Here is a 22,568-nt window from a genome sequence, read left to right as displayed (position 1 = left end):
ATCATAAGATGGAAGACAGCGATGAAAGCATGGATATGCGAGGCTTTCGGCGAGGCGCCGATGCTGATCGACTGCGAAGAACCGATCGCACAAGCCCATCAAATCATCATCGATATTGCCGCCTGTGGCGTTAATTTTGCCGATACCCTGATTCTTGAGGGAAAATATCAGAAACGCCCGACTGGTCCGTTTGCGCCGGGGTTTGAAATTGCCGGTACCGTTTCTGCAATTGGGACGAACGTTCAGGGTTTTACCATTGGTGACCGGGTCATGGCCCTGCCTGACTGGGGTGGATATGCCGGTCGGATTTCGGTTGATGCCAGTCTTGTGACGGGGTTGCCAGAAAATGTTGAATTCAATGTGGCGGCTGCATTCCAGATTGCGTATGGAACGTCATGGTTTGGTTTGAAGTATCGCGCCAATTTGCTGCCGGGTGAAGTGGTTCTGGTTCATGGGGCTGCCGGGGGTGTTGGCCTGACGGCGGTGGAATGCGCGAAACTTCTGGGCGCGACCGTGATCGCAACCGCGGGTGGGGCTGATAAATGTGCCATCGCCAAAGCGCATGGTGCGGATCATGTAATTGACTACAAATCCGAAAGCATACGGGCCCGGGTAAAGGAAATCTGTGCCCGCATCGGGCGAATAGGTGTCGACTTGGTTTATGATCCGGTCGGGGGCGATGTGTTTGATCAGAGCCTGCGCTGTGTTGCGTCGGGGGGACGTATCCTTCTGATCGGATTTGCCAGCGGATCGGTGCCACAAATTCCTGCCAATATCCTTCTGGTCAAGAATGTTGCTGCACTGGGCTTTTATTTCGGGGCTTATCTTGAACAGAACCCCGATATCGCAAAGGCTGGCATGGCCGAGCTTTTGGAGCTGCTGTCGTCTGGGGAAATATCGCCATTGGTGTCTGCGACATATCCGCTGATAAACGCGATGGAGGCACTTGCGGCGATCCGTAACCGGACCGCAACAGGGAAGCTTGTGATCCGGTGTCGGGAATGAGTTCGTCCCAAGGTGATTATTCTATTAATCAAATCCTTGAAATTTTATAGGATGTTGCCGTCCCTGATAGCATTGCTGCTTGCAGGCTTGTTTTCGGGCTTGCCACAGCACCTGTTGATCCATTGGAATTTATAGATGTCCGAAATCCGGAAAAAGCCAGACGCGCCGCAACCGTCCGACAAAACACGGGCGCAATATGAAACATTTCCTTATCCGGCGCGTGACCCGAAAGATGAGGACAAGCGTCTTGTCGTAGGGTCCCCCGGCAATTGGGACGAAGTGGTTCATTTCGTGTTTGGCGGCCGCGATCCATCGGCTGATGGCAAAAAGATAAAAGTTCTTGTTGCCGGGGGCGGCACCGGAGATGCGTTGGTGATGCTCGCGCAGCAGGCGCGTGATCGCAAGGCCAAGGTCGAGATTGTTTATATCGATCTTTCGGAAAGCTCGCGCAAGATCGCTGAGGCCCGGATCAAGCGCCGTAATCTTGAAAAGAGTGTCAAATTCGTTACCGGGTCGTTCGTTGATCTGGCCGGGAAATATGGGCCGTTTGATTATATTGATTGCTGCGGGGTGCTTCATCATCTGCCTGATCCGGACGCCGGTTTAAAGGCGTTGGCAGATGCGCTTAAACCCAGGGGCGGTATGGGTTTGATGGTGTATGGCGAACTTGGCCGGATCGGCGTCTACCATATGCAGGAAATGATGGAACGCCTCTCTGCCGAGGCGGGTGGGCGCAAACGGCTTAACCTTGGCAAGGCATTGTTCGATTCACTGCCGGGTACAAACTGGTTGAAGCGTAACCCGTTTGTGAATGACCATATCCAGGGGGGCGATTCCGGGTTTTACGATCTGCTTTTGCATCAGCAGGATCGGGCCTATCGTGTGGACGAGGTTTTTGATTTTGTCGAGAAGGCAGGTTTGCGGCTTCAGCAATTCATCGAACCGATGCGCTATGATCCGACGACCTATTGTTCGCGCCACGACGTTCTGGACAAGGCCGTGCATGTGCCGTTTCGCAAGCGCGCGGCATTGGCTGAATTGATGGCGGGCAATATTACCAAGCATCTGTTTTATGTGGTCAAATCGGATAACAAGATCAAGCCACCGGTCCCGGATCGTCATGCGGTGCCGTTTTTTGTGCGTATTGACGGGGCAGCTTTGGCCCGCTCTGTCGCGAAGACCGGCCATATCAAGATCAATTTTACGGGATTGTCGGTAACGCGCAGTCTTCCGCCAGCAAGCCCGGGGATTCTGTCACGCATCGATGGTAAACGCACGGTTGGCCAGATTTACGAGCTGTTTGACCCAAGCCCAGATAAATATGAATTCGATGCCCAGTTCGCAGTGATGTATTCGGTGCTGAACGCCGCGAACCTGATGTATCTGCATCCATCAAAATAATCCGTCTTGCAGATCCGATCAGGCAAAAGAAATGCCGACCATCGGGGGATGGCCGGCAATCAGGGACACAAAACCGTCAATAGCGGGTGCGGGTCTCGGTTTTGCGTGTCGGGAGGCCGAAGACGCTTGTCAGGGCTTCAATAACCTGCAGAGGGAAAGAAAGTGGCCCCTGCAAGCGGAAAAGTCGGGGAGACATAATAAATACTCTCGGTTTGGCGCCTTTAAGCGAAATGCTCAGGCTTTCCAGAACGGCTTGGCTGCTTCGATACGGGCTTCATATACGTCCCAGCCAATGTCGCGCAGCAGATGGCTGTCCATCGTCGCAAGCTTCTGGCGGAGAATATAACGTTTTGCCCACTGACGCGGCAGTTCCATAACATTTGCGGTGTTGTGGTGACGGCGGGTGGTGACAAAAGCACCGGCATCTTTGGTGATCGCGACCATGATCTTATTCCTTCAATCTATCGGCCAGCTCTCAGTTTGTATGCGGCCTGAATGTGTTTCGATTTGCTAAACCCAGAGTTACGCCTAAAAACACTTGCGCTCAAACCATCTTTTGTCATCATTGCATGAGTTTTAATCATGCAAGATGATCGTCATGAAACGCCGTCCATTACCGTTAAATGCGCTTCGTGCCTTTGAAGTGGCCGGTCGACTTGAAAGTTTCACCAAAGCTTCACATGAGCTTAATGTTACGCAAGGGGCGGTCAGTCGACAGGTTCAGCACCTGGAGGATGTGCTGGGGCGGCAATTGTTCGAACGTCATCACCGCCGATTGAAACTGACCCGGCCAGGGCGGAACTTGCTGGCGTCCTTGACGGCGGCATTTGATTCGATTGAACTGGCGGTGTCGCGTATCGAAAACCGGCCTGATGACACGCAGCTTAAGGTCCTGTCGCCCTTGACATTTGCCATGCGCTGGATCGTGCCGCGTCTTGGCCGGTTTCAAATGGAACATCCTGACCTGCAGGTACAGCTTGGCACCTATAGTGACGATGCCGCCCCGGTTGATTTCAATGAAACCGATATTGCCATCCGCTTTGCTGATACGCCGGGCGACCAGCTGGTGCATGAATTTCTGACCGGCGAACGGCTTTTGCCGGTATGTCATCCCAATCTGGCAAAGCAGCTGAAAACACCGGAAGACTTTGGGAATGTGACCCTGCTGCATTGTTCGGCACAGCGTGAGGATTGGCGCATCTGGTTAAAGGGAACCGGGATTGAGGGTGTCGATCCGGACCGGGGACCTGTTTTTGCGACCCTTGATATGGCAATGGAGGCCGCGGCCAGTGGATTTGGTGCGGTAATTTCCGATCCGGCGATGATCGGTGAATATGTTGTGACCAATAGACTTATGGTGCCGTTCGATTTGCCGGTTGATAGTCCCTATGCCTATTCGCTGTGCTATCCTGAAGGAAGGTTGGAGCGGCGAAAAGTGAAGGCATTTCGCGATTGGTTGATGAGCGAAATCAAGATCGAGACAGGCAAGCGCAAGCTTGTGCAAAAAGAATCAGGAACGGAATGACAGTTTCAAGATGATGCCTTGAAATTGAACCATTTTATTCCTCATTATGAATATGTCGTTTGGACCAAATGGCTTTGCGGACGTAACGTCGGCGTAACCGGTCCCGTTTTCTTGGCGGGAATTGTCCGGAACGTTCCGATCATTGCGTCCGTAATGATGTCAGATGGTTCAATGATGCGTATTGGCCCTGCCGGGGTTCGGGCTTCGAGCCGGGCACATTTCAGGAATAAATATGACGCGGCAAGAAGGCGAGACGTGCATCGCACGGAAAAACGGGAGCCGGGGAACGTTTTCCCGTTATGTCGGGGGGATGCTTCTGGCGGTTGTGATCGGATTACCAATCGCAATGGCCGGTCCGGCGGCGGCACAGACAGGCGACAAGCCCGACATTACAGCGGCCCCGACAGTTCCGGTAGCAGAGGAACAGCTCAGTCCGCTAACCACTGTGTCACATGGCATATCGCTTTATGGTGATCTGAAATACGGTCCTGATTTTCGGCATTTCGATTACGTCAATCCGGATGCGCCCAAGGGCGGGACGCTGGTGCAAAGTTCCATCGTCTCGTTTGATACATTAAACCCCTTCACGCTTAAGGGGACGGCAGCAAGCGGCCTTGGGCTTATGTATGACAGTCTGATGGTGTCGAGTGCGGATGAGCCTTCGTCACTTTATGGTTTGATTGCGCGTAGCGTTGAATATCCGGTCGATCGATCCTTTGTTATTTTCCATCTAGATCCTCGGGCACGCTTTCAGGATGGCACTGATATCACCGCCGAAGACGTGGTGTTTTCATTCAATATCCTGATTGAAAAAGGCAGCCCGGTTTACCGGCAATATTACGCGCAGGTCGATAAAGTCGAAGCGCTTGACGATCTGACGGTGCGTTTTGATTTCAAGCCGGGCAATAATCGCGAATTGCCGATGATTGTTGCCGAACTTTCCATCATGCCAAAGCATTACTGGGAAGGGCGGGATTTTTCCAAGACGACCTTTGATCCTCCTGTCGGCAGTGGGGCCTATAAAATCAAGTCTTTCGAGGCCGGTCGCCAGATCACCTATGAACGGGTCAAGGATTACTGGGCGGCGGATTTGCCGGTCAATCGCGGCAGCAATAATTACGATACGCTGCGGTTTGATACCTATCTTGATCCCGATGTATCACGTCAGGCGTTCTTTGCCGGTGAATACATGATCAGAAGCGAACATTCATCGCGCGAATGGAGCACGGCATACAACACCCCGGCAATCCAGAACGGCCAGATCAGGAAGGAATTCCTGCCTGACAATCTGCCAAACGGTATGCAGGCCTATGTGTTTAACACACGCAAGCCCCTGTTTTCTGACATCCGTGTTCGGGAGGCGCTGCAATATGCGTTTGATTTCGAATGGCTGAACCGGGCGATGTTCTATGGCGCGTATAAGCGCAATGTCAGCTATTTCGCCAATTCGGAACTTGCGGCAACCGGCGTGCCGGAAGGCGAGGAGCTTGATATTCTGAAAGGATTCAGAAGTCAGCTGCCGCCCGAACTGTTCACCCAGCCGCCGCAATTGCCGAACTTTGATGCGCCCAATGGTCGACGCGAAGCATTGCGTCATTCGATGAAGCTTTTGCAGGAGGCGGGTTGGCAGTTGCGCAACATGCAACTGGTCAACAGCAAGACCGGCGAGCCGTTCCGGTTCGAGCTGATTATCCGCCAGCCAGGGCTTGAGAAAATCGCGCTGGTTCTTAAAGCCCGCCTGCGTCAGCTTGGCGTGACCATGGATATTCGCATGATTGATACCGGGCAGTGGGTCAATCGTATTCAGGCCTATGATTTCGATATGACGACTTTCTGGTGGACGCAAAGTCTTTCACCGGGGAACGAGCAGCGGTTTTTCTGGTCATCGCAGGCAGCAGATCAGCCGGGCAGCCGGAATTTTGCAGGTATCAAAAATCCGGTTATTGATGAACTGATCGATCTGGTCATCGAAGCAGACGGCCGCGAAAGCCTTGTTCAGCGGGTACGCGCGCTTGATCGTGTGTTGCAGTGGGGATTTTACGTGATCCCGCAATATTATCTTGGCGGGGATCGGATGGCCTATTGGGATGTGTTCGGGCGACCTGAAGAGGTGCCGCTTAAGGGAACATCGGTCATGACATGGTGGATTGATCCCGAAAAGTCGCGGCAGCTTAAGAAGGGGGGGTACTAGGCCATGCTGAATTACATCCTGCGTCGTCTTTTGCTGATCCCGGTGACGCTGTTCGGGATTATGGTTCTGAACTTTGCAATCGTGCAATTCGCGCCGGGCGGCCCGGTCGAACAGATGATTGCCCAGTTACAGGGCACGGACGTTGCCGCTACCGCGCGCATCAGCAATCAGGGGGCTGATAGTGGGGGCGGCGGCGGTGCCAGCGGGGGAAACAATTTTTCCTCGACCTCGAACTACCGTGGGGCTCAGGGACTTGACCCCGAAATCATCACCCAGCTTGAAAAGCAGTTCGGGTTCGATAAACCGGCTTATGAACGTTTCTGGATGATGATGAAAAATTATCTGACGTTCGATTTCGGCCAAAGCTATTTTCAGGATCGCGATGTGGTCGATATCGTGATCGACAAGATGCCGGTCTCGATATCGCTTGGCCTTTGGTCGACATTGATCATCTATATCATTTCCGTGCCGCTTGGCGTTGCCAAGGCCGTGCGGGACGGATCGAATTTTGATGTCTGGTCATCGGCGGCGATCATTGTCGGTTATGCCATTCCGGGCTTTCTTTTTGCCGTAATGCTGATCGTGGTGTTTGCCGGTGGAACCTATTTCGATCTGTTCCCGTTAAGGGGGCTGACATCATCGAATTTTGATGAATTGTCGCTTTTGGGCAAGGTTGCGGACTATTTCTGGCATCTGGCATTGCCGATTACGGCATTGACCATTGGCGGATTCACTACACTTACGATGCTGACCAAAAACTCGTTTCTGGATGAAATCAACAAACAATATGTGGTGACCGCGCGGGCCAAGGGACTGACGGAAAAGCGGGTTCTGTACGGACATGTCTTCCGCAATGCGATGTTGCTGGTGATTGCCGGTTTTCCCAGTGCACTGATCGGGCTGCTGTTTACCGGCTCGGTTCTGATCGAAGTGATTTTCTCACTCGACGGACTTGGATTGCTGGGTTTTGAAGCCGTGATGAAGCGTGATTATCCGGTGATGTTTGCGACACTTTATCTGTTTACGTTGTTTGGTCTTGTTCTGAACCTGATCAGTGATCTCAGCTATCACCTGATTGATCCGCGGATCGACTTTGAAGCGCGGGAGAATTGATCATGCAAAACATCATTCTTTCGCCGTTGAACAAGCGCCGGATCGCAAATTTCCGTTCCAACAAGCGCGGATACTGGTCGCTTGTGATTTTCACGATCCTGTTCGTCATCTGTCTGGTCGCAGAGGTGGTGGCCAATGACAAGCCGATCTTCGTCAAATATGACGATAACTGGTATATCCCGATCCTGTCAGACCACCCTGAAACCGTTTATGGCGGCGATTTTGACGTCGAGACGGATTTCTATGATCCCTATATCCTTGGCAAGATCGAGGAATACGGTTTTGCCATCTGGCCGCCGATACCGTTTTCTTACAATACCATCGATTTTGAAATGCGCGAGGCACAGCCAGCCCCGCCATCGTTCCGGCATTGGCTGGGAACAGATGATCTTGGGCGCGATGTTCTGGCGCGCCTGATTTACGGATTCCGGATTTCGATCCTGTTTGGCCTTGCCTTAACGGCGATCAGTTCGGTGATCGGGATCGCGGCTGGTGCGGTACAGGGCTATTTCGGTGGCTGGATTGACCTTGGTTTCCAGCGTGTGATCGAAATCTGGTCCGGATTGCCGCAGTTGTTCATCCTGATCATTCTGGCCAGCCTGTTTGCGCCCGGTTTCTGGACGCTTTTGTTCATTCTTGTGCTGTTTAGCTGGATGAGTTTGACGGGGCTTGTGCGTGCGGAATTCCTGCGTGCGCGCAATTTCGAATATGTTCGGGCCGCGCGCGCATTGGGCATGACCGATTATCGCATCATGTATCGCCATGTTCTGCCGAACGCGATGGTGGCAACGATTACGTTCCTGCCGTTTGTGTTGAACGGTTCGATCGTGGCCCTTACATCGCTTGATTTTCTGGGGCTGGGCATGCCGCCCGGATCGCCGTCGCTTGGCGAGTTGCTTGCGCAGGGTAAAAACAACCTTCAGGCACCGTGGCTTGGCATGACGGCGTTCTTTGCAATCGCGATTATGCTGAGTTTGCTGATCTTTATCGGCGAGGCGGTGCGCGATGCCTTTGATCCACGAAAAACCTTCTAGGGGAACGGTTATGACGACCAATCAATCGACACAGCCGCTTCTGGAAGTAAGGAATCTTTCGGCAAGTTTTGCCGGTGTCCCGGCGGTCAAAGGCGTTTCGTTTGCCATGAAGCGCGGGGAGACCATGGCGCTTGTGGGGGAAAGCGGATCGGGTAAATCGGTGACCGCACTTTCGATCCTGCAATTGCTCCCCTATCCGCGGGCCAGCCACCCGGGTGGTTCGATCTTGTTTGACGGGCAGGAAATGGTCGGAACGGATGCGAAAATCCTGCGAAACATCCGCGGCAACCGGATTGCAATGATTTTCCAGGAACCGATGACATCGTTAAACCCGCTGCACAATATCGAAAAGCAGATCGGCGAGGTGTTGCTGCTGCATAAGGGATTGCGCGGTGCCAAAGCACGGGCGCGTATTCTTGAACTGCTTGATCTGGTGGGTATTCCTGATCCGGCTTCGCGGCTTAAAGCATTGCCACATGAATTATCGGGTGGACAGCGCCAGCGCGTGATGATTGCCATGGCATTGGCAAATGAACCGGAATTGCTGATTGCCGACGAGCCAACCACGGCCCTTGATGTAACCATTCAGGCACAGATCCTTGAATTATTGAAGGATTTGCAGGCCAAGCTTGGCATGGGTTTGTTGCTGATTACCCATGATCTTCAGATCGTGCAGAAGATGGCCGATAATGTCTGCGTCATGAAGGATGGCGAGGTGGTTGAGCGCGGCACAGGCCGGGGGCTTTTTGACAATCCGCAGCATCCTTATACCCAAAAGCTTCTGGCGGCAGTGCCAAGTGGTAATGCCCCGCCATTGCCCGAAAATGCAAAGGAACTAATCCGAACCAATGAGATTCTGGTGCGGTTCCCGATTGGTAAGAAGGGGATTTTGGGGCGTCCGGAATATTACCTTGATGCCGTAGACCATATATCGCTTACCCTGAGGCAGGGCGAGACGCTGGGTATTGTCGGCGAAAGCGGATCGGGCAAAACGACACTGGCGATGGCGATCTTGCGGCTTTTGTCGTCCACTGGTGATATCTGGTTTGACGGTAAAGATGTGCGGCAGTTTTCCGGGGCCGATTTGCGGGCCCTGCGCCGCGACATGCAGGTGGTGTTTCAGGACCCGTTCGGATCCCTGAGCCCGAGGATGTCAATCAGCCAGATCGTGGGCGAAGGGCTTGAAATCCATCATCCGGAAATGTCGCGGCAGGAGCGTACCGAACGCATTGCCGAAGCCCTGCGCGAAGTTGATTTGCCGTTAAATGCGATGGACCGGTATCCACATGAATTTTCCGGCGGACAGCGCCAGCGTATTTCGATTGCGCGTGCACTTGTTTTAAAGCCGCGTTTCATGGTGCTTGATGAACCGACCTCGGCACTTGATATGTCTGTACAGGCGCAGATTGTTGATCTTTTGCGCGATCTTCAGGCGCGCCACAAGATGGCCTATCTGTTTATCAGCCATGACCTTCGGGTTGTGCGTGCGCTTTCGCATCGGGTAATGGTGATGCAGGGTGGGCGGCTTGTCGAAAGCGGAAATGCCGACGAAGTCTTTGAAAATCCGAAAGAATCCTATACAAAGGCTTTGTTGGCAGCAGCACTTGATTTGCGTGCTGCGGGGCTGGAGCTTGTGCAGAGCTGACCCCAAATCGGAACTTGACGGGACAATTGGCGTTCGTTGGGTATTGCGTAAAATTAATAACGGGCTGAAAGCAAACTGTTCATGACCGAACCGGCAAGAAAACCGAAGGCGTTCAGGAACTGCCTTTTCAAATCGCTTTTGGCGATGATGATCGGGATTGCGCTGTTTGGTCCGGATGCACAGGCATCGGGCGGTGGGCAAGAGGACGCAAAGCCGTCTGAAAGTGCCGAGCCAAAAGAACCGCAAATTCCGGAAACGGTGATCGAACCGGATTCAATTGCGCTTACCGTTGTTTTGCCCAAGAGCGGCGCGATCCGGCAAATGGTGTTCTATGTCTGGCTTGAAGCATCAAGTGTTGCTGATCGTGCGGTCATCGAGCAGGCAGAGCCAAAATTATTGAATGCGTTCCTGCGAGATCTGCAACGCATCATGTATCGCGATACCCAGAACCGATACGAGAAACTTGAAGCAGGCAAACGTGGTTTTGTCTATAACGGGCCGGAGCTGATTGCACCACCGCCGCCCAAAACGCCAGAAGAACTCGAAGCAGAAAAAGAAACCTTAGAAGCGGCGAAAGAAAAGGGCGAGGAAATCAAATCCGAGCCACCGTTCTCTCCGTTCCGTCCAACAACCAATAGGTATTTTGCAGCACTTCAGAACCGGCTTCTGGCAACCGCACGCCGCATCGTGCCGCCAGAATCAATTCGTTCGGTTCAGGTGCGCAAATTTTATGATAACTGGCCCGGCGACAAGAAGCCGGGCCGCTAAGGTTATTTCGCCCGCCTAAAGGCATACCCGCCGATACCGTATCGGTAATTCAAAACAATTTCCTTCTCCTTACCCGAATGGTTTTTGTTCGGTGTGATCCATTGCCTGGTTACCTGTTTTCAGGATGCCTGATCGACAGAGTGCACTTGTATGGTGACATGGGCATGATATTCCGTCTTGATTGACGTAATCCGGGGAATGAAATGTCGATTGAAACATGGCTCAGCTTTTGCGCACTTGTATCGCTTATGGTGGCAACGCCCGGGCCCAGTGTCCTGATCGGCATGTCGCATTCGTTACGTTATGGACCGCGCCCGGCCATGATTACCGCCCTTGGTGATGTGACCGCAAACATGATCCAGATGGTGATTGTCGCGGTTGGCTTGGGGGCGTTGCTGGCGACATCGGTGACGGCGTTTGGCGTTGTCAAATGGTGCGGCGTCGCGTTCCTGATTGTCATCGGTCTGACGGCAATCCTGCGAAAACCCAAGGTATCAAGAAATGATAACGATACCGAAATAAAAATCAGAACAGGGTTTGAGCCGGTACGAAAACGTCGGTTGTTTAGCGAAGGTTTTCTGGTTGCAGCGGGTAACCCGAAAGCGATCGCGTTTTTTGGTGCATTATTCCCGCAGTTCATTGATCCTTCGGTGGACCTTTGGTCGCAATTGGTGATCCTTGGGATTACGTTTGTGATTTTTGATTACACATTCGTAATGATGTATGCGTTTGGTGCCGCAAGACTGATGCCATGGTTGTTGAAACGTGGTGGAAAAAACACGATTGGCCGGATCAGTGGCGGTGTTTTGATTGTTGCCGCCCTGCTTTTGTCCCTGATTGACATGCCTGAAAGCGTGGCGCGGACCCGCTAGGCCGAAAGTTGGATCGGGTATTATTTCTTGGCGTCAAAACTGCGTGTTTTGGGCTCGTGACACAGGTGATTGTCAGTAACGGTTTGATATTAAACACTAAAAATATATTCTGTTTGACGAAATACAGAAGCTTCGAACAAACCAACTGGTCTGTTTGATACCTATTCTTACGTATGAGAAGGGAGAGTTTTAGCTTTAGGACAGATTTTCTGTCCCATTTCCCGACTTTTGGTATTCAGACCAGCTATTGGCGACAGAATATCAATCCAATTTCGCCTGACCTACTGCCACGAGACCCGAACGTCATCGGATCAAGAGATCAATCTATTCGGTTTTCTTCCCCGCGGACACGATAATATCGCCAAATTCGCGCAAGAAGACAGAGCCCTTCACAGTACGCTGAATCAGAACGGAGCGACGATCATCTTCGTCGACCTTGCGTTTGACCATGCCCAGTGAACTGAGGCGGTCAAGCGCACGTGTAATCGCTGGTTTGGAGATATTCAGGGCGTCGGAAAGGCCCCGGACGGTATGCGGGGCCGGGGTCAGATAAACAGTCAGCATAAGGGCCATCTGGCGAGCCGAAAGGTCGGGAGAGTCCCGACGCACGCTTTCAACAATCGCGATACGCCAAAGGTCAAGCGCCTGAGACGGTTTGATCTCGATCGACATGCCTGTGCCCAACAATTAATTTGTTACGAATACGTAACCTGTCTACCTGACCCCTGCGCGGATGTCAAAGGTCTAATTGGGAAAATCGAAATGTTTACTTTCCGTAACGATCCGCAATGAGCTTGAAAGCGGCCCGGATTCCTTGGGCTTCGCCGCCTTCGGGACGTCCGGGACGTGCCGAAGGATTCCACGCCATCAGGTCGATATGGGCCCAGGCTTTTGCACCTTCGGCGAAGCGATCAAGGAACAGAGCCGCAATGATCGCACCGCCATAGGGCGAACCGGAAATGTTGTTCATGTCGGCTGCCTTGCTATCGAGCATCGGACGATAATCATCCCACAACGGCAAGCGCCACATCGGATCATTCAGCGCCAGACCATTTTCCAGAAGGCCATTGGCAAGGTCGTCATTGTTGGAAAACAGTGCCGGCAGGCCAAGGCCCAGTGCAACACGTGCAGCCCCGGTCAGAGTTGCGAAATCAAGCAGGATTTCGGGATCCTCGGCCGCGGCTTCGGTCAGGGCATCGGAAAGAACCAGGCGACCTTCGGCATCGGTATTGCCAACTTCGACGGTGATGCCCTTCCTGGTCTGAAGGATGTCGCTTGGCCGGTATGCCTTGCCCGAAACCATGTTTTCAACCGCCGGGATCAGAACACGCAGGCGCACCGGAAGACCCGATGCCATGATCATACGGGCCAGACCAAGAACCTGTGCCGATCCCCCCATATCCTTTTTCATCAGAAGCATGTTGCTTGACGGTTTGAGGTCATAGCCGCCGGTGTCAAAGCAGACACCCTTGCCGACCAGTGTGACCTTTGGTGCGTTCTCATCACCCCAATGAAGATCAATCAGGCGGGGGGCACGATCGCTGCCTTTGCCAACCGTGTAGATCGCTGGGAAATTGCGTTTGTTCAGGTCTTCGCCAATGATGCTCGTCACCTTTGCGCCAAACTCCTCGCCAAGGCGACGTGCGGCGGCTTCGAGTTCTTCCGGCCCCATATCATTGGCCGGAATATTGATCAGGTCGCGTGCAAGTCCGATACCACGCGCGATATTTTCAGCACGTTTGGTCGCATCGTTTGACGGAATGGCAAATAGCGCACGTTTCGCGGTGCTGGCTTCTGATTTGCGGTAGCGATCAAAACGATACCCGCCAAGGTAAAGACCAAGAACGGCCTTTTCGCATATGGCATCATTTTTTGTAACATCATCTGTCAGGATATATTCACCCGCGGGCAGGGCAGTCGGAAGTCCAGCAAAATCCCACTGGGTTTTGGCATCGTCGACATAGCTGATCACGATGGTCTGATAGGTACCCGCGTCACCGGCAAGGGCAAGATGGGTGCCGCGTTTGCCGTCATAGCCGGACGAGGCAATCCATGCCTGATGAGCATCGGACTGTTTGCCGAGCCATTTTTTGAAATCGGATTCTCGAACTGCCGTGATGCGGACCGGGTTGGAGGGCTTTTCAGACGAGATAATGTGATCGAACAATTTGATACTTCCCTTGTGGTGACGTGTTGGCGAGATTGGTGGGGCTCTTGAGCAGGCAGTCTGTTTAGGCCTGTTATTGCGAGATATGACTTCGATCTTACGGATGCCACCGTCAATCGGCAATCGCCCAAAAGAAAACCCCGCATCCGGAAATATAATTCGGGATGTGCTGGGTGACCGCGACATTGATTGGCAGACCTTGAAGGATCATTTTACTGATCGCCAAATTCGAACACTGCCCGGTGACTGAACGGCCTTGAACCGGGTTTTGAATAGCCCGATAGTGTGTTGGCCGCCCCTTTTGGTTTGAATGAAGGATACCTTCCTATGGAAACGCGCCCCATTCTGTATATTGGTAACAAAAACTATTCTTCGTGGTCGCTTCGCGCGTGGCTGGGCCTGCGTGTGGCGGGGATTGATTTCGAGGAAAAGCTGATCCCGCTTTATACCGAAGAATGGCATGCCAAGGCCGAAGTCGTCTCGCCGAGCAAAAAGGTCCCCGCACTTTTTGATGGCCGGAAAACCATCTGGGAAGCGTTGAGTATTCTGGAATATTTTGCCGACAGTCGACCTGATGCGATGTTGTGGCCACTTGATCTTGATGTGAGGGCGATTGCGCGGTCTGTCTCGCTTGAAATGCATGGCGGGTTTGGTGCGATCCGCAGCAACATGCCGATGAACTTACGCAAAACATTGCCCGGGCGTGGCCGAAGCGAGATCGTCGAAAAAGAAATCGCGCGCATCTGCGAGATTTTCAAAAAATGCCGCACGCAGTTTGGTCAGGGGGGAGACTTCCTTTTTGGGCATTTTTCGATTGCAGACGCGATGTTTGCGCCGGTGGTGACCCGGTTCAAAACTTATGACGTGTCGCTTGATCCCATCGGTAATGCCTATATGGAAACCATTCTTGGATTGCCTGAAATGGTGGAATGGTATCGCGACGCCATGGCCGAGGAATGGGTTGTTGCCGGTGGCGAACTTCCCGACGCATAGTTCGATACCTCAAAACAGGAGCATGCAATGGCCGGATTAACCGGCAGGCTTCCCGAAATCGATCCGCCAGGTGGTGACCCCGCACTTGACGATCTTTTGGTCAATGTCCGGGCCTGTCGGATATGCGAAAGTGCATTGCCCCTGGGCCCCAGACCTGTCGTGCGGATGGCGGCGGGTGCCAGAATCCTTGTGATCGGGCAGGCACCGGGGACGAAGGTGCATGAAACCGGGCTGCCTTGGAATGATGCATCGGGGGACCGGTTGCGCGATTGGCTGCAAATGCCGGTTGAGGATTTCTATGATCCGGGCAAGCTTGCCATCATGCCGATGGGATTTTGTTATCCCGGCCGGTTTGAACGTGGTGGTGATTTGCCACCGCGCCCCGAATGTGCACCGACATGGCATGATGCATTGCTAAAACATTTGCCCGATGTTGGATTAACACTTCTGATCGGGCAGTATGCGCAGGAACGTTATCTTGGCCCGCGCCGGGCAAAAAGCATGACCGAAACGGTACATCTATTTGCCGAGTATTTGCCAGACGGGTTACTGCCGATGCCGCATCCAAGCTGGCGCAATACCGGTTGGATCAAAAAGAACCCGTGGTTTGAAAGTGACCTTTTACCGGTGTTGCGTGAACGTGTGCATTGCCTTTTGAAATAAGGACTGCTTTGCGCCGTTCAATATTTGGCAAGTTTCCGATGTCATGGTCAAATGGGATCAAGCAAAAAGCAGGAGGTCACAATGAGCAAACTGGACAAAACCGCCATCGAAGCTGCGCTTGTTAAACTCGATGGCTGGAAACTGGCAGAAGACGGGTTATCAATCGGCAAGGTTTACATGTTCGGTGATTTCAATTCGGCATTTGGTTTCATGACGCGCATCGCGATACAGGCCGAAAAGATGGATCACCACCCGGAATGGTTCAATGTTTATAACAAGGTGGGGGTCACGCTGACAACTCACGACGCGGGTGGTGTTACGCAAAAAGACATCGATCTGGCGACTTTTGCCGAAACGGTTATCGCCCACTAGGTGCCGTGTCGGACGGTAGGGGCTGATCCTTGATCAAAGCTGGAAAATAAACGCCCTGCCATTGCGGGACTGGCAGGGCGTTTTTCGTGGCAGCGGTTCCCGTTTGGGGGGCTGGCTTATTTGGGCTCCAGCCTTATCGCGCCATCGATGCGGATCGTTTCGCCATTAATCATTTCATTTTCACATATATGTAGGGCCAATCGGCCATATTCCGCCGGATCGCCAAGGCGCTTGGGGAAGGGAATGTTGGCCGCAAGTGCCTGCTGCATGTCGTCGGGCAGGGCGGTAACCATGGGCGTGCCAAACATGCCCGGAGCAATCGAAACGACACGGATGCCGTGCCGGGCCAGTTCGCGCGCTGCTGGCAAGGTCATCGCGGCAACGCCGCCCTTGGATGCCGAATAAGCGGCCTGTCCGATCTGACCTTCGTAGGCGGCGATGGATGCGGTATTGACGATAACCCCGCGTTCACCACCTTTGGTCGGTTCATTGCGGCTCATGGCGGTTGCGGCAACGCGCATCATGTTGAATGTCCCGATCAGATTAACATTGATCACGCGCGCAAATGCATCAAGATCTGCCGGGCCTTCGCGACCAACAATGCGTTCGCCTTGCAGGATGCCTGCGCAATTGACCAAAATGGATGGAATGCCTTGGGTCTTGATAACGTCGGAAATCGCGTCTTCGACGCTTTTGGCGTTTGATACATCAACCTCGTAACCGATGCCGTCAAGTTCGACTGCTGTTGTTTTGGCGCCTGCTTCATTCAGATCAAAGGCCGCAATCTTTGCCCCGGCGGCTGCAAGCACGCGCGCGGTGGCGGCGCCCAGGCCCGATGCGGCCCCGGTGACAATGGCAATGGATCCCTTGACCTGCATGACATGAAATTCCCTGTTTTGATCCCGATAAACAAATAATAGGTAATTCTATACCAAATTATTTGTTTATCGGGCAAGGGCATTTGACCGTCTGAGTTCAAGGGGAAGCGTTTGGATGTTGCGGTGTGGGTGTGGTCCCGGCTGGCCGGGTGGTTTTCGAACTGTTCAGGTTTGCTGTTCAGGCAATTTTGCGTTCACGCAAGGCAACATAGACTGCCGCTGCGATAATCAGGGCGCCACCGGGAAATATCCAGATGTCGGGGACTTCGCCAAACAGGATCAGGGCCAGAATGGCGATGATCGGCAGGCGCAAATAGGAAAATCCGACAAAGAAGCTGTAATCGGCAAGTTGCAGAGCTTTGACATTGCAAACCTGCATGACGTTCATCATCGCGGCCGCCAGCACCATCAGGCCAAGCACATGCCAGCTTGGCGTTTGCCAGACAAACAGGGCCGGAATTAAGGAAACTGGCGTTGTAATCAGCATCAGGTAAAACAGAAGGGCGGTGGTGCTTTCGGTGGCAACCAGTCGCTTGGTGATGAGCCCGGCACTCGCCATGCAGATGGCTGCGGCAATTGGCAGAAGGCTTGCCGGTTGCATGGCGGCCGTTCCGGGCTGAATGATCAACCCAACACCAATAAATCCGACAAAAACGGCAAGCCAACGGTGAATGCGGATGGTTTCGCGCAGGATCAGCGCGGCCAGAATGGTGCCAAATAACGGGACGGTAAAGTTAAGTGTCGTGGCCTCGGCCAGTGGCAGATAAAGCACCGCCAAGAACCACAAACACATTTCCGATGCCGACAGAATACCGCGCAATCCAAGAAGCGGTAGGCGTTTGGTGCGTAAGGGGGCGAATCCACCGCGCATAACTACTGGTGCGATCATCAGCAGTCCGAACAGAAATCGCAGGAATACAGCCTGATAGGGGTGGAGTTCCTCGGTGGCAAAGCGAATTGTCAGTGTGAAGCAGGCTGCAAGAATCGCTGCCGATAGGGCATAAAAACTGGCCTGTATCGTGGCAGGTTGGTTTTTGAACCAGTTTTTCATCTGCGCTCTGACCCATTAATATTTTGTCGATTATCGCGTGACGGGGGCGGTTCAAGGTCAATCGCCGCGGCTGACGGGCCGCGATTGATCCGCCTTGCTTCTTTGGCGAGTTTGGCTTCGCGCCGTGCAATGAACAGTGCGGAGCCGATGATCAAACCCGCACCGGGCAACAGCCAGATTTCAGGGACCTCACCGAACATGACCAAGGCGATGGCGACAACAAAGGGCAGGCGCAGATAGTTGAAGCCGACGACGAAACTGTAATCGTATATTCGAAAAGCATTGGTGTTACAGATCTGGGTGATGTTGGCGATAAACGCACCCAGTGCCATCAAACCAAGCGCCTGCAGGCTTGGTGTCTGCCAGACGAGGAGCGCGGGGATGAATGTCAGTGGCGTGGTCAACAGCATCATGTAAAGCACGATGGTTGTACTGTTTTCAGTTCTGGACAGCGACTTGATCGTCAACCCTGCGCTGGCCATGCAAAGGGCGGCGGCAATTGGCAGAAGGCTTGCCAGTTGCATGGTTTCGCTGCCGGGGCGGATAATGATGACGACACCGATAAAGCCTGCCAGAAGGGCGGCTACGCGGTATTTTCGAACCGCTTCACCCAGAAATATCGCGGCAAGGACGGTACCAAACAGCGGGACGGTGAAGTTCAGCGTCGTTGCTTCGGCCAGCGGCATATAGGCAATGGCGGAGAACCAGAAGCTCATGGCCCCCATCGACAGCAAAGCGCGCAACAGAAACAGCGGCATCCGCTGGGTTTTCATCTGTGCAAAACCGGACCGGAGCGCGATGGGAGCGATGAAAAGAAGCCCAAATAAGTTGCGAAAGAAAACAGCCTGCAGCGGATCGATTTCACGGGTTGCTATGCGGACAATCACCGAAAACAGGGCGGCCATAAGCGATGCAATCACGGCGAAAACAGATGCCTGAAGATAGGGGGGCAGGCTGTTGAACCACTTACGCATCAATGCGGCCTGTTTTGTTTCCTGTTTTTCTTTCGGGGGTGCCTTCCGGATCTTCGGGCGGGTTGATGGTTTTCGCCTTGGTGACCGGGATCGCCTGAGAATCCGCGGCTGCCGTTGTCGGCATACGGCGGCGGCGTTTTTCCTTTCTGGCCAGAACAGCTTCGCGGCGCGCGATATAAAGGGTTGAGCCAATGATCAGCGACGCCCCGGCCCAGGTCCAGAAATCGACGGTTTCACCAAACATGATAAAGGCAAGGGCCGCGACAAATGGCAGACGCAGGAAATCGAAGGCCATGACATAGGATTGGTCGGCCGTGCGATTGGCGCGCACAAAAAGCTGTTGTCCCGCAGTCGCCAGAACGGCGATTGCAAGAAGTACCCCAAGCTGTTCCCATGTCGGATTTTGCCAAAAGAAAAGGGCCGGGATCAGTGACAGGGGCGTCATGATCATGCCCATCCATGTGACGATGGCGTTCGCACTTTCACTGCGCGAGAGCATCTTGACCGTTGTTACGGCAAAGGCAGTAAACAGGGTTGCCAGAAGGGCAAGGATCGCACCGGTTTCAAGCGTTTGTCCAATCGGACGCACAATGATCATTGCGCCAATAAAGCCGAGTGCCACAGCCGTCCAGCGGCGCGCCCTGACGGTTTCATGAAGGATCAGGGCAGCAAGGATGGTGGTCAGGATCGGGACCGTGAAATTGATTGCAATCACCTGTGCCGCCGGGGCAATGGCAAGTGCCGAAAACAGGCATAGCATTCCGGCCAGTCCGATGACCGCCCTGATGAAATGCAATTTCAGTTTCAGCGTACGCAGACCAACCAACCGGTCGCGCAGCATCCAGGGGATCATTGGGATCAACCCGAACAGATTACGGAAAAAGGCTGCTTCGAAGGGATGAACTTCGCGTGTGATGTAGCGGATAAGCACCGCCATCGCCGCAAAAAGGATTGCAGCACCGGTCATTAAAAGGGCGCCGCGAAGCGCATCGTCATCCGGAGAAACACGAAAAAGATGCATGATCATCAACGAATAAGACTGATTTTATAAAAAATCCAGCCTTGATCAGCGAAATAGTCCTACCATTTGTTGATGGCGACCCGAAAGTTTCATGCCTACACAGTTTTCGTGTAAGATCGTCTGATATTGATAAAAATTCTTCAGGGGGATGTTTTATGGATGCCATTGATCGCAAGTTGATCGACATTTTGCAGGATGACGCGTCTTTGTCTTATTCGGCGCTGGGGACGAAGGTCGGCCTTTCTGTTTCGGCGGTGAATGACCGTGTGCGCAAATTGCGCGAACAGGGGGTTATCAAGGCTTACCGCGTCGAAGTTGACGGCAATGCGATTGGTCGCGCACTTACCGCAATGGTCTGGTTGCGCACCGACCCGGCCAAGGGAAACAAGAAACTGGTCAAGTCGCTGATCAAGGCAGACGAGGTTCTTGAATGTCATCACATGACCGGCCGATTTGATTTTCTGTTGAAATTGCGCCTGCGCGATACTTCTCATCTTGAAAGCTTTGTGACGGATACGATCAAGGAAGTCCCCGGCGTGGTCGAGGTTATTCCGGAAATTGCCCTGTCTACAGCCAAAGAAACCGGCTTTGTTCCGGCAATGCTTGATGGCGATAAATGATTGGGTGTGCTGAATTATAACCGGTGGAGAGAATTGATTTCATTTGCCTGATATTTGACCAAATATCGGGTAATCCTGCCGCAAGAATGCCGCCTTTGGGCGCTTTAAGCACATCATTGCAAGATGTGTTGCCGTAACGCATTTCAAACTTTCCTGTCTTGGAAAATATTTGACAGGAACCTGACGGGTTTTTTGACCTGTCTCACGATAATGACAAACAGGATGGAGACGCGAATATGATCGAATCGATGAATCTGGTGATCCTGATTGCATCGGTTCTGGTCGTTGTTGCGGTCTTTACCAGTCTGATCAGTTTCCGGGTTGGTGCACCCTTGTTGCTTGTTTTCCTGTTTGTCGGCCTTGGTGCTGGCGAGGACGGGATTGGCGGCATCAATTTCGATAATGCGCCGCTGGCTTATTTTATCGGGTCCATTGCGCTTGCGATGATCCTGTTTGATAGCGGATTTGAAACCCAGCTTCGAACCTTGAAGATTGCAGCCGCACCCTCGCTCGTACTGGCGACGGTCGGGGTCATGTTGACCACGTTTGTCGTTGGCGGGGTCACCTGGCTTGTGCTTGATGTGCCATGGCTGGTGGCCTTGTTGTTCGGGGCGATTGTCAGTTCGACGGATGCGGCGGCGGTGTTTTTCCTTTTGCGGGTGGGCGGGATAAATTTGCGCGACCGTACGCGCAGCACACTTGAAGTCGAGTCCGGTTCGAACGATCCCATGGCGGTGTTTCTGACCATTTCGCTGGTCGAACTGATCATGCAGGGCGGCGGGGATAATCTGGCGCTGGAACTGCTTGAACGGTTTGTTCTGCAAATCGGACTTGGGGCTGTTTTGGGTCTTCTGGGTGGCATGGCCATCGTCCAGATGATCAACCGGGTCAAGCTTGAACCCGCACTTGTTCCGATTGTAACGCTTGCCTGCGCGCTTAGCCTTTTTGGCGCAACCAGTATCGTTGGTGGCAGCGGCTTTTTGGCAGTTTATGTCGCCGGTCTTTATGCTGGCAACAGTCAGATGCGCATGAGTGTCGGGGTGCGCCGGTTCCAGCACGTAACCACCTGGCTGGCGCAGATCGTGATGTTTGTCACCATGGGGTTGCTTGCAACACCGTCACAGTTTGGTGATGTGATCATTCCCGGGGTTATTCTGGCGCTTGTACTGGTGTTTGTCGCCCGCCCGGTTGCGGTATGGCTTTGCCTGATGTTCTTCAACTTCTCACGCAATGATACCGCCTTTATTTCATGGGTTGGTTTGCGCGGGGCGGTTTCCATCCTGCTTGCGATCGTGCCGATGGTGGAAGGTGTTGAATATGGCCAGCTTCTTTTCAACACGGCCTTTATTGTTGTGATCACGTCGCTGCTGTTGCAGGGGTGGACAATCCGGCTGATGGCGCGCTGGCTGGGCATTATGATTCCGCCGCGACACGGGCCGGTCGATCGTATCGACCTTGAACTGCCGGGCAACGCCAATCAGGAAATTGTCGTTTATCGCGTTCACAGCGAAAGTGCGGTGGCAACCGGGCAACGCATTCCGCGCTGGGCACGGCCGAGCCTGATTTTGCGCGATGGCAAATCGTTACGCCCACACAGTGCCGGGCGCATCGAAGGCGGTGATCAGGTTTATATCATTACCCCACCGCGCCATGTCGAACTGCTTGATCAGTTGTTCGCCGGTCCGGCTGAGGGCGCAAATGACGTCGACCTGTTTGGTGATTTCAGTTTCCCACCCGATACCCGTATTGCTGATCTTGGCCGTTTGTATGGCTTTGTGGTTGGGGACGCGGACGAAGAGGCGACCGTTGCCGAAATCCTTGAACGCAACCTTTCGGGCGATATCGAACCCGGGGACCGGGTTGCCTATGGCATGGTCGAACTGATTGTTCGTCGGATCGATGATATGCACGAGATTGTCGAAGTTGGCATGGCGGTCGAACAGAAACCGGTCAAGCCCAAACGCCATCTGCCGATGTTCCATTCGCGCACAGAATTGCTGGCAATCTGGAAGGAATGGCAGCGTCGTCGCCTGCGCGAAAAAATGCGCAAGAAGCGTGGTGATGATGTTCTCGATACCGATGACGTCAAAGAACCCGGAGATGACATGTCGGTTGTCGACGATGCCGCAAATGATGGCGAAAATGATGATATCGGGCCGGTGCGGGCAGAATCGGGTAAAAGCGATAAATCTTAGCGATGGCACAGAAAGTCCATTAGTATGTCTAATGGATAGATGAGTTTTGCTGGTTTGTCTGTTTGGCAAAAACTGCCCTA

The 22,568-nt window shown here is 53.2% G+C and carries 21 protein-coding genes; 14 read left to right on the top strand and 7 right to left on the bottom strand.

Annotation, left to right across the window (positions count from 1 at the left end; translation table 11 throughout):
* Nucleotides 1-21: 21 nt before the first annotated feature.
* Together TH3_RS18970 and TH3_RS18965 are read left to right on the top strand one after the other, a co-directional pair.
* Nucleotides 22-1,005: an NADPH:quinone oxidoreductase family protein gene (locus TH3_RS18970; RefSeq protein WP_007088775.1), complete on the top strand. Its 984-nt coding sequence runs from the start codon at nt 22-24 to the stop codon at nt 1,003-1,005.
* Nucleotides 1,006-1,140: 135 nt separating this feature from the next.
* Nucleotides 1,141-2,406, top strand: coding sequence for a class I SAM-dependent methyltransferase (locus TH3_RS18965; protein WP_007088776.1), 1,266 nt, complete (start codon nt 1,141-1,143; stop codon nt 2,404-2,406).
* Between the two features lie 234 nt (nt 2,407-2,640).
* Here TH3_RS18965 and TH3_RS18960 read toward each other — a convergent pair whose 3' ends face one another.
* Nucleotides 2,641-2,850, bottom strand: a complete 210-nt coding sequence (locus TH3_RS18960) for a DUF1127 domain-containing protein (protein WP_007088777.1) — start codon at nt 2,848-2,850, stop codon at nt 2,641-2,643.
* A gap of 154 nt (nt 2,851-3,004) precedes the next feature.
* Here TH3_RS18960 and TH3_RS18955 point away from each other — a divergent pair, with 154 nt between their 5' ends.
* From TH3_RS18955 to TH3_RS18925, 7 genes are all read left to right on the top strand, one after another.
* Nucleotides 3,005-3,931: a LysR substrate-binding domain-containing protein gene (locus TH3_RS18955; protein ID WP_007088778.1), complete on the top strand. Its 927-nt coding sequence runs from the start codon at nt 3,005-3,007 to the stop codon at nt 3,929-3,931.
* 232 nt (nt 3,932-4,163) lie between these two features.
* Entirely contained in the window at nt 4,164-6,122 is a 1,959-nt protein-coding gene (locus TH3_RS18950; RefSeq protein ID WP_007088779.1) for an extracellular solute-binding protein, read from the top strand.
* 3 nt (nt 6,123-6,125) lie between these two features.
* On the top strand, nt 6,126-7,235 hold the full coding sequence (locus TH3_RS18945) for a microcin C ABC transporter permease YejB (RefSeq protein WP_007088780.1): 1,110 nt from the start codon (nt 6,126-6,128) through the stop codon (nt 7,233-7,235).
* A 2-nt stretch (nt 7,236-7,237) separates the two neighbouring features.
* Nucleotides 7,238-8,269, top strand: a complete 1,032-nt coding sequence (locus tag TH3_RS18940; protein WP_007088781.1) for an ABC transporter permease — start codon at nt 7,238-7,240, stop codon at nt 8,267-8,269.
* Nucleotides 8,270-8,279: 10 nt separating this feature from the next.
* Entirely contained in the window at nt 8,280-9,914 is a 1,635-nt protein-coding gene (locus TH3_RS18935) for an ABC transporter ATP-binding protein (protein WP_007088782.1), read from the top strand.
* An 81-nt stretch (nt 9,915-9,995) separates the two neighbouring features.
* Entirely contained in the window at nt 9,996-10,682 is a 687-nt protein-coding gene (locus tag TH3_RS18930) for a hypothetical protein (RefSeq protein WP_007088783.1), read from the top strand.
* 203 nt (nt 10,683-10,885) lie between these two features.
* Nucleotides 10,886-11,554, top strand: a complete 669-nt coding sequence (locus TH3_RS18925) for a LysE family translocator (protein WP_007088784.1) — start codon at nt 10,886-10,888, stop codon at nt 11,552-11,554.
* A 324-nt stretch (nt 11,555-11,878) separates the two neighbouring features.
* Here the strand turns inward: TH3_RS18925 and TH3_RS18920 are convergent, their stop codons facing one another.
* Both TH3_RS18920 and TH3_RS18915 read right to left on the bottom strand, forming a co-directional pair.
* The gene (locus TH3_RS18920) at nt 11,879-12,226 is read right to left on the bottom strand and encodes a MarR family winged helix-turn-helix transcriptional regulator (protein ID WP_007088785.1); all 348 of its coding nucleotides are present in this window, start codon (nt 12,224-12,226) and stop codon (nt 11,879-11,881) included.
* 94 nt (nt 12,227-12,320) lie between these two features.
* Nucleotides 12,321-13,721, bottom strand: coding sequence for a leucyl aminopeptidase family protein (locus tag TH3_RS18915; RefSeq protein WP_007088786.1), 1,401 nt, complete (start codon nt 13,719-13,721; stop codon nt 12,321-12,323).
* 327 nt (nt 13,722-14,048) lie between these two features.
* Here TH3_RS18915 and TH3_RS18910 point away from each other — a divergent pair, with 327 nt between their 5' ends.
* The 3 genes from TH3_RS18910 (at nt 14,049) to TH3_RS18900 (ending at nt 15,749) form a co-directional block, all read left to right on the top strand.
* On the top strand, nt 14,049-14,714 hold the full coding sequence (locus TH3_RS18910; protein ID WP_007088787.1) for a glutathione S-transferase family protein: 666 nt from the start codon (nt 14,049-14,051) through the stop codon (nt 14,712-14,714).
* 27 nt (nt 14,715-14,741) lie between these two features.
* The gene (locus TH3_RS18905) at nt 14,742-15,377 is read left to right on the top strand and encodes a uracil-DNA glycosylase family protein (RefSeq protein WP_007088788.1); all 636 of its coding nucleotides are present in this window, start codon (nt 14,742-14,744) and stop codon (nt 15,375-15,377) included.
* Between the two features lie 81 nt (nt 15,378-15,458).
* A complete protein-coding gene (locus TH3_RS18900) occupies nt 15,459-15,749 on the top strand; it encodes a 4a-hydroxytetrahydrobiopterin dehydratase (protein WP_007088789.1) in 291 nt (96 codons plus the stop codon).
* Nucleotides 15,750-15,865: 116 nt separating this feature from the next.
* Here TH3_RS18900 and TH3_RS18895 read toward each other — a convergent pair whose 3' ends face one another.
* The 4 genes from TH3_RS18895 to TH3_RS18880 form a co-directional block, all read right to left on the bottom strand.
* Entirely contained in the window at nt 15,866-16,627 is a 762-nt protein-coding gene (locus tag TH3_RS18895; RefSeq protein WP_007088790.1) for an SDR family NAD(P)-dependent oxidoreductase, read from the bottom strand.
* Between the two features lie 178 nt (nt 16,628-16,805).
* Nucleotides 16,806-17,678, bottom strand: a complete 873-nt coding sequence (locus TH3_RS18890) for a DMT family transporter (protein WP_007088791.1) — start codon at nt 17,676-17,678, stop codon at nt 16,806-16,808.
* A complete protein-coding gene (locus TH3_RS18885; protein WP_007088792.1) occupies nt 17,675-18,652 on the bottom strand; it encodes a DMT family transporter in 978 nt (325 codons plus the stop codon). Before TH3_RS18885 ends, TH3_RS18890 begins: the two co-directional genes overlap by 4 nt.
* On the bottom strand, nt 18,645-19,673 hold the full coding sequence (locus tag TH3_RS18880) for a DMT family transporter (RefSeq protein WP_110252575.1): 1,029 nt from the start codon (nt 19,671-19,673) through the stop codon (nt 18,645-18,647). Before TH3_RS18880 ends, TH3_RS18885 begins: the two co-directional genes overlap by 8 nt.
* Before the next feature lie 155 nt (nt 19,674-19,828).
* Here TH3_RS18880 and TH3_RS18875 point away from each other — a divergent pair, with 155 nt between their 5' ends.
* Both TH3_RS18875 and TH3_RS18870 read left to right on the top strand, forming a co-directional pair.
* Entirely contained in the window at nt 19,829-20,293 is a 465-nt protein-coding gene (locus tag TH3_RS18875; RefSeq protein WP_007088794.1) for an Lrp/AsnC family transcriptional regulator, read from the top strand.
* Between the two features lie 236 nt (nt 20,294-20,529).
* Nucleotides 20,530-22,488: a potassium/proton antiporter gene (locus TH3_RS18870; RefSeq protein ID WP_007088795.1), complete on the top strand. Its 1,959-nt coding sequence runs from the start codon at nt 20,530-20,532 to the stop codon at nt 22,486-22,488.
* Nucleotides 22,489-22,568 lie beyond the last annotated feature (80 nt).

Source organism: Thalassospira xiamenensis M-5 = DSM 17429 (genome assembly GCF_000300235.2).
GTDB classification, from domain to species: Bacteria; Pseudomonadota; Alphaproteobacteria; order Rhodospirillales; family Thalassospiraceae; genus Thalassospira; species Thalassospira xiamenensis.
This window is presented reverse-complemented; position numbering and strand designations above follow the sequence as displayed.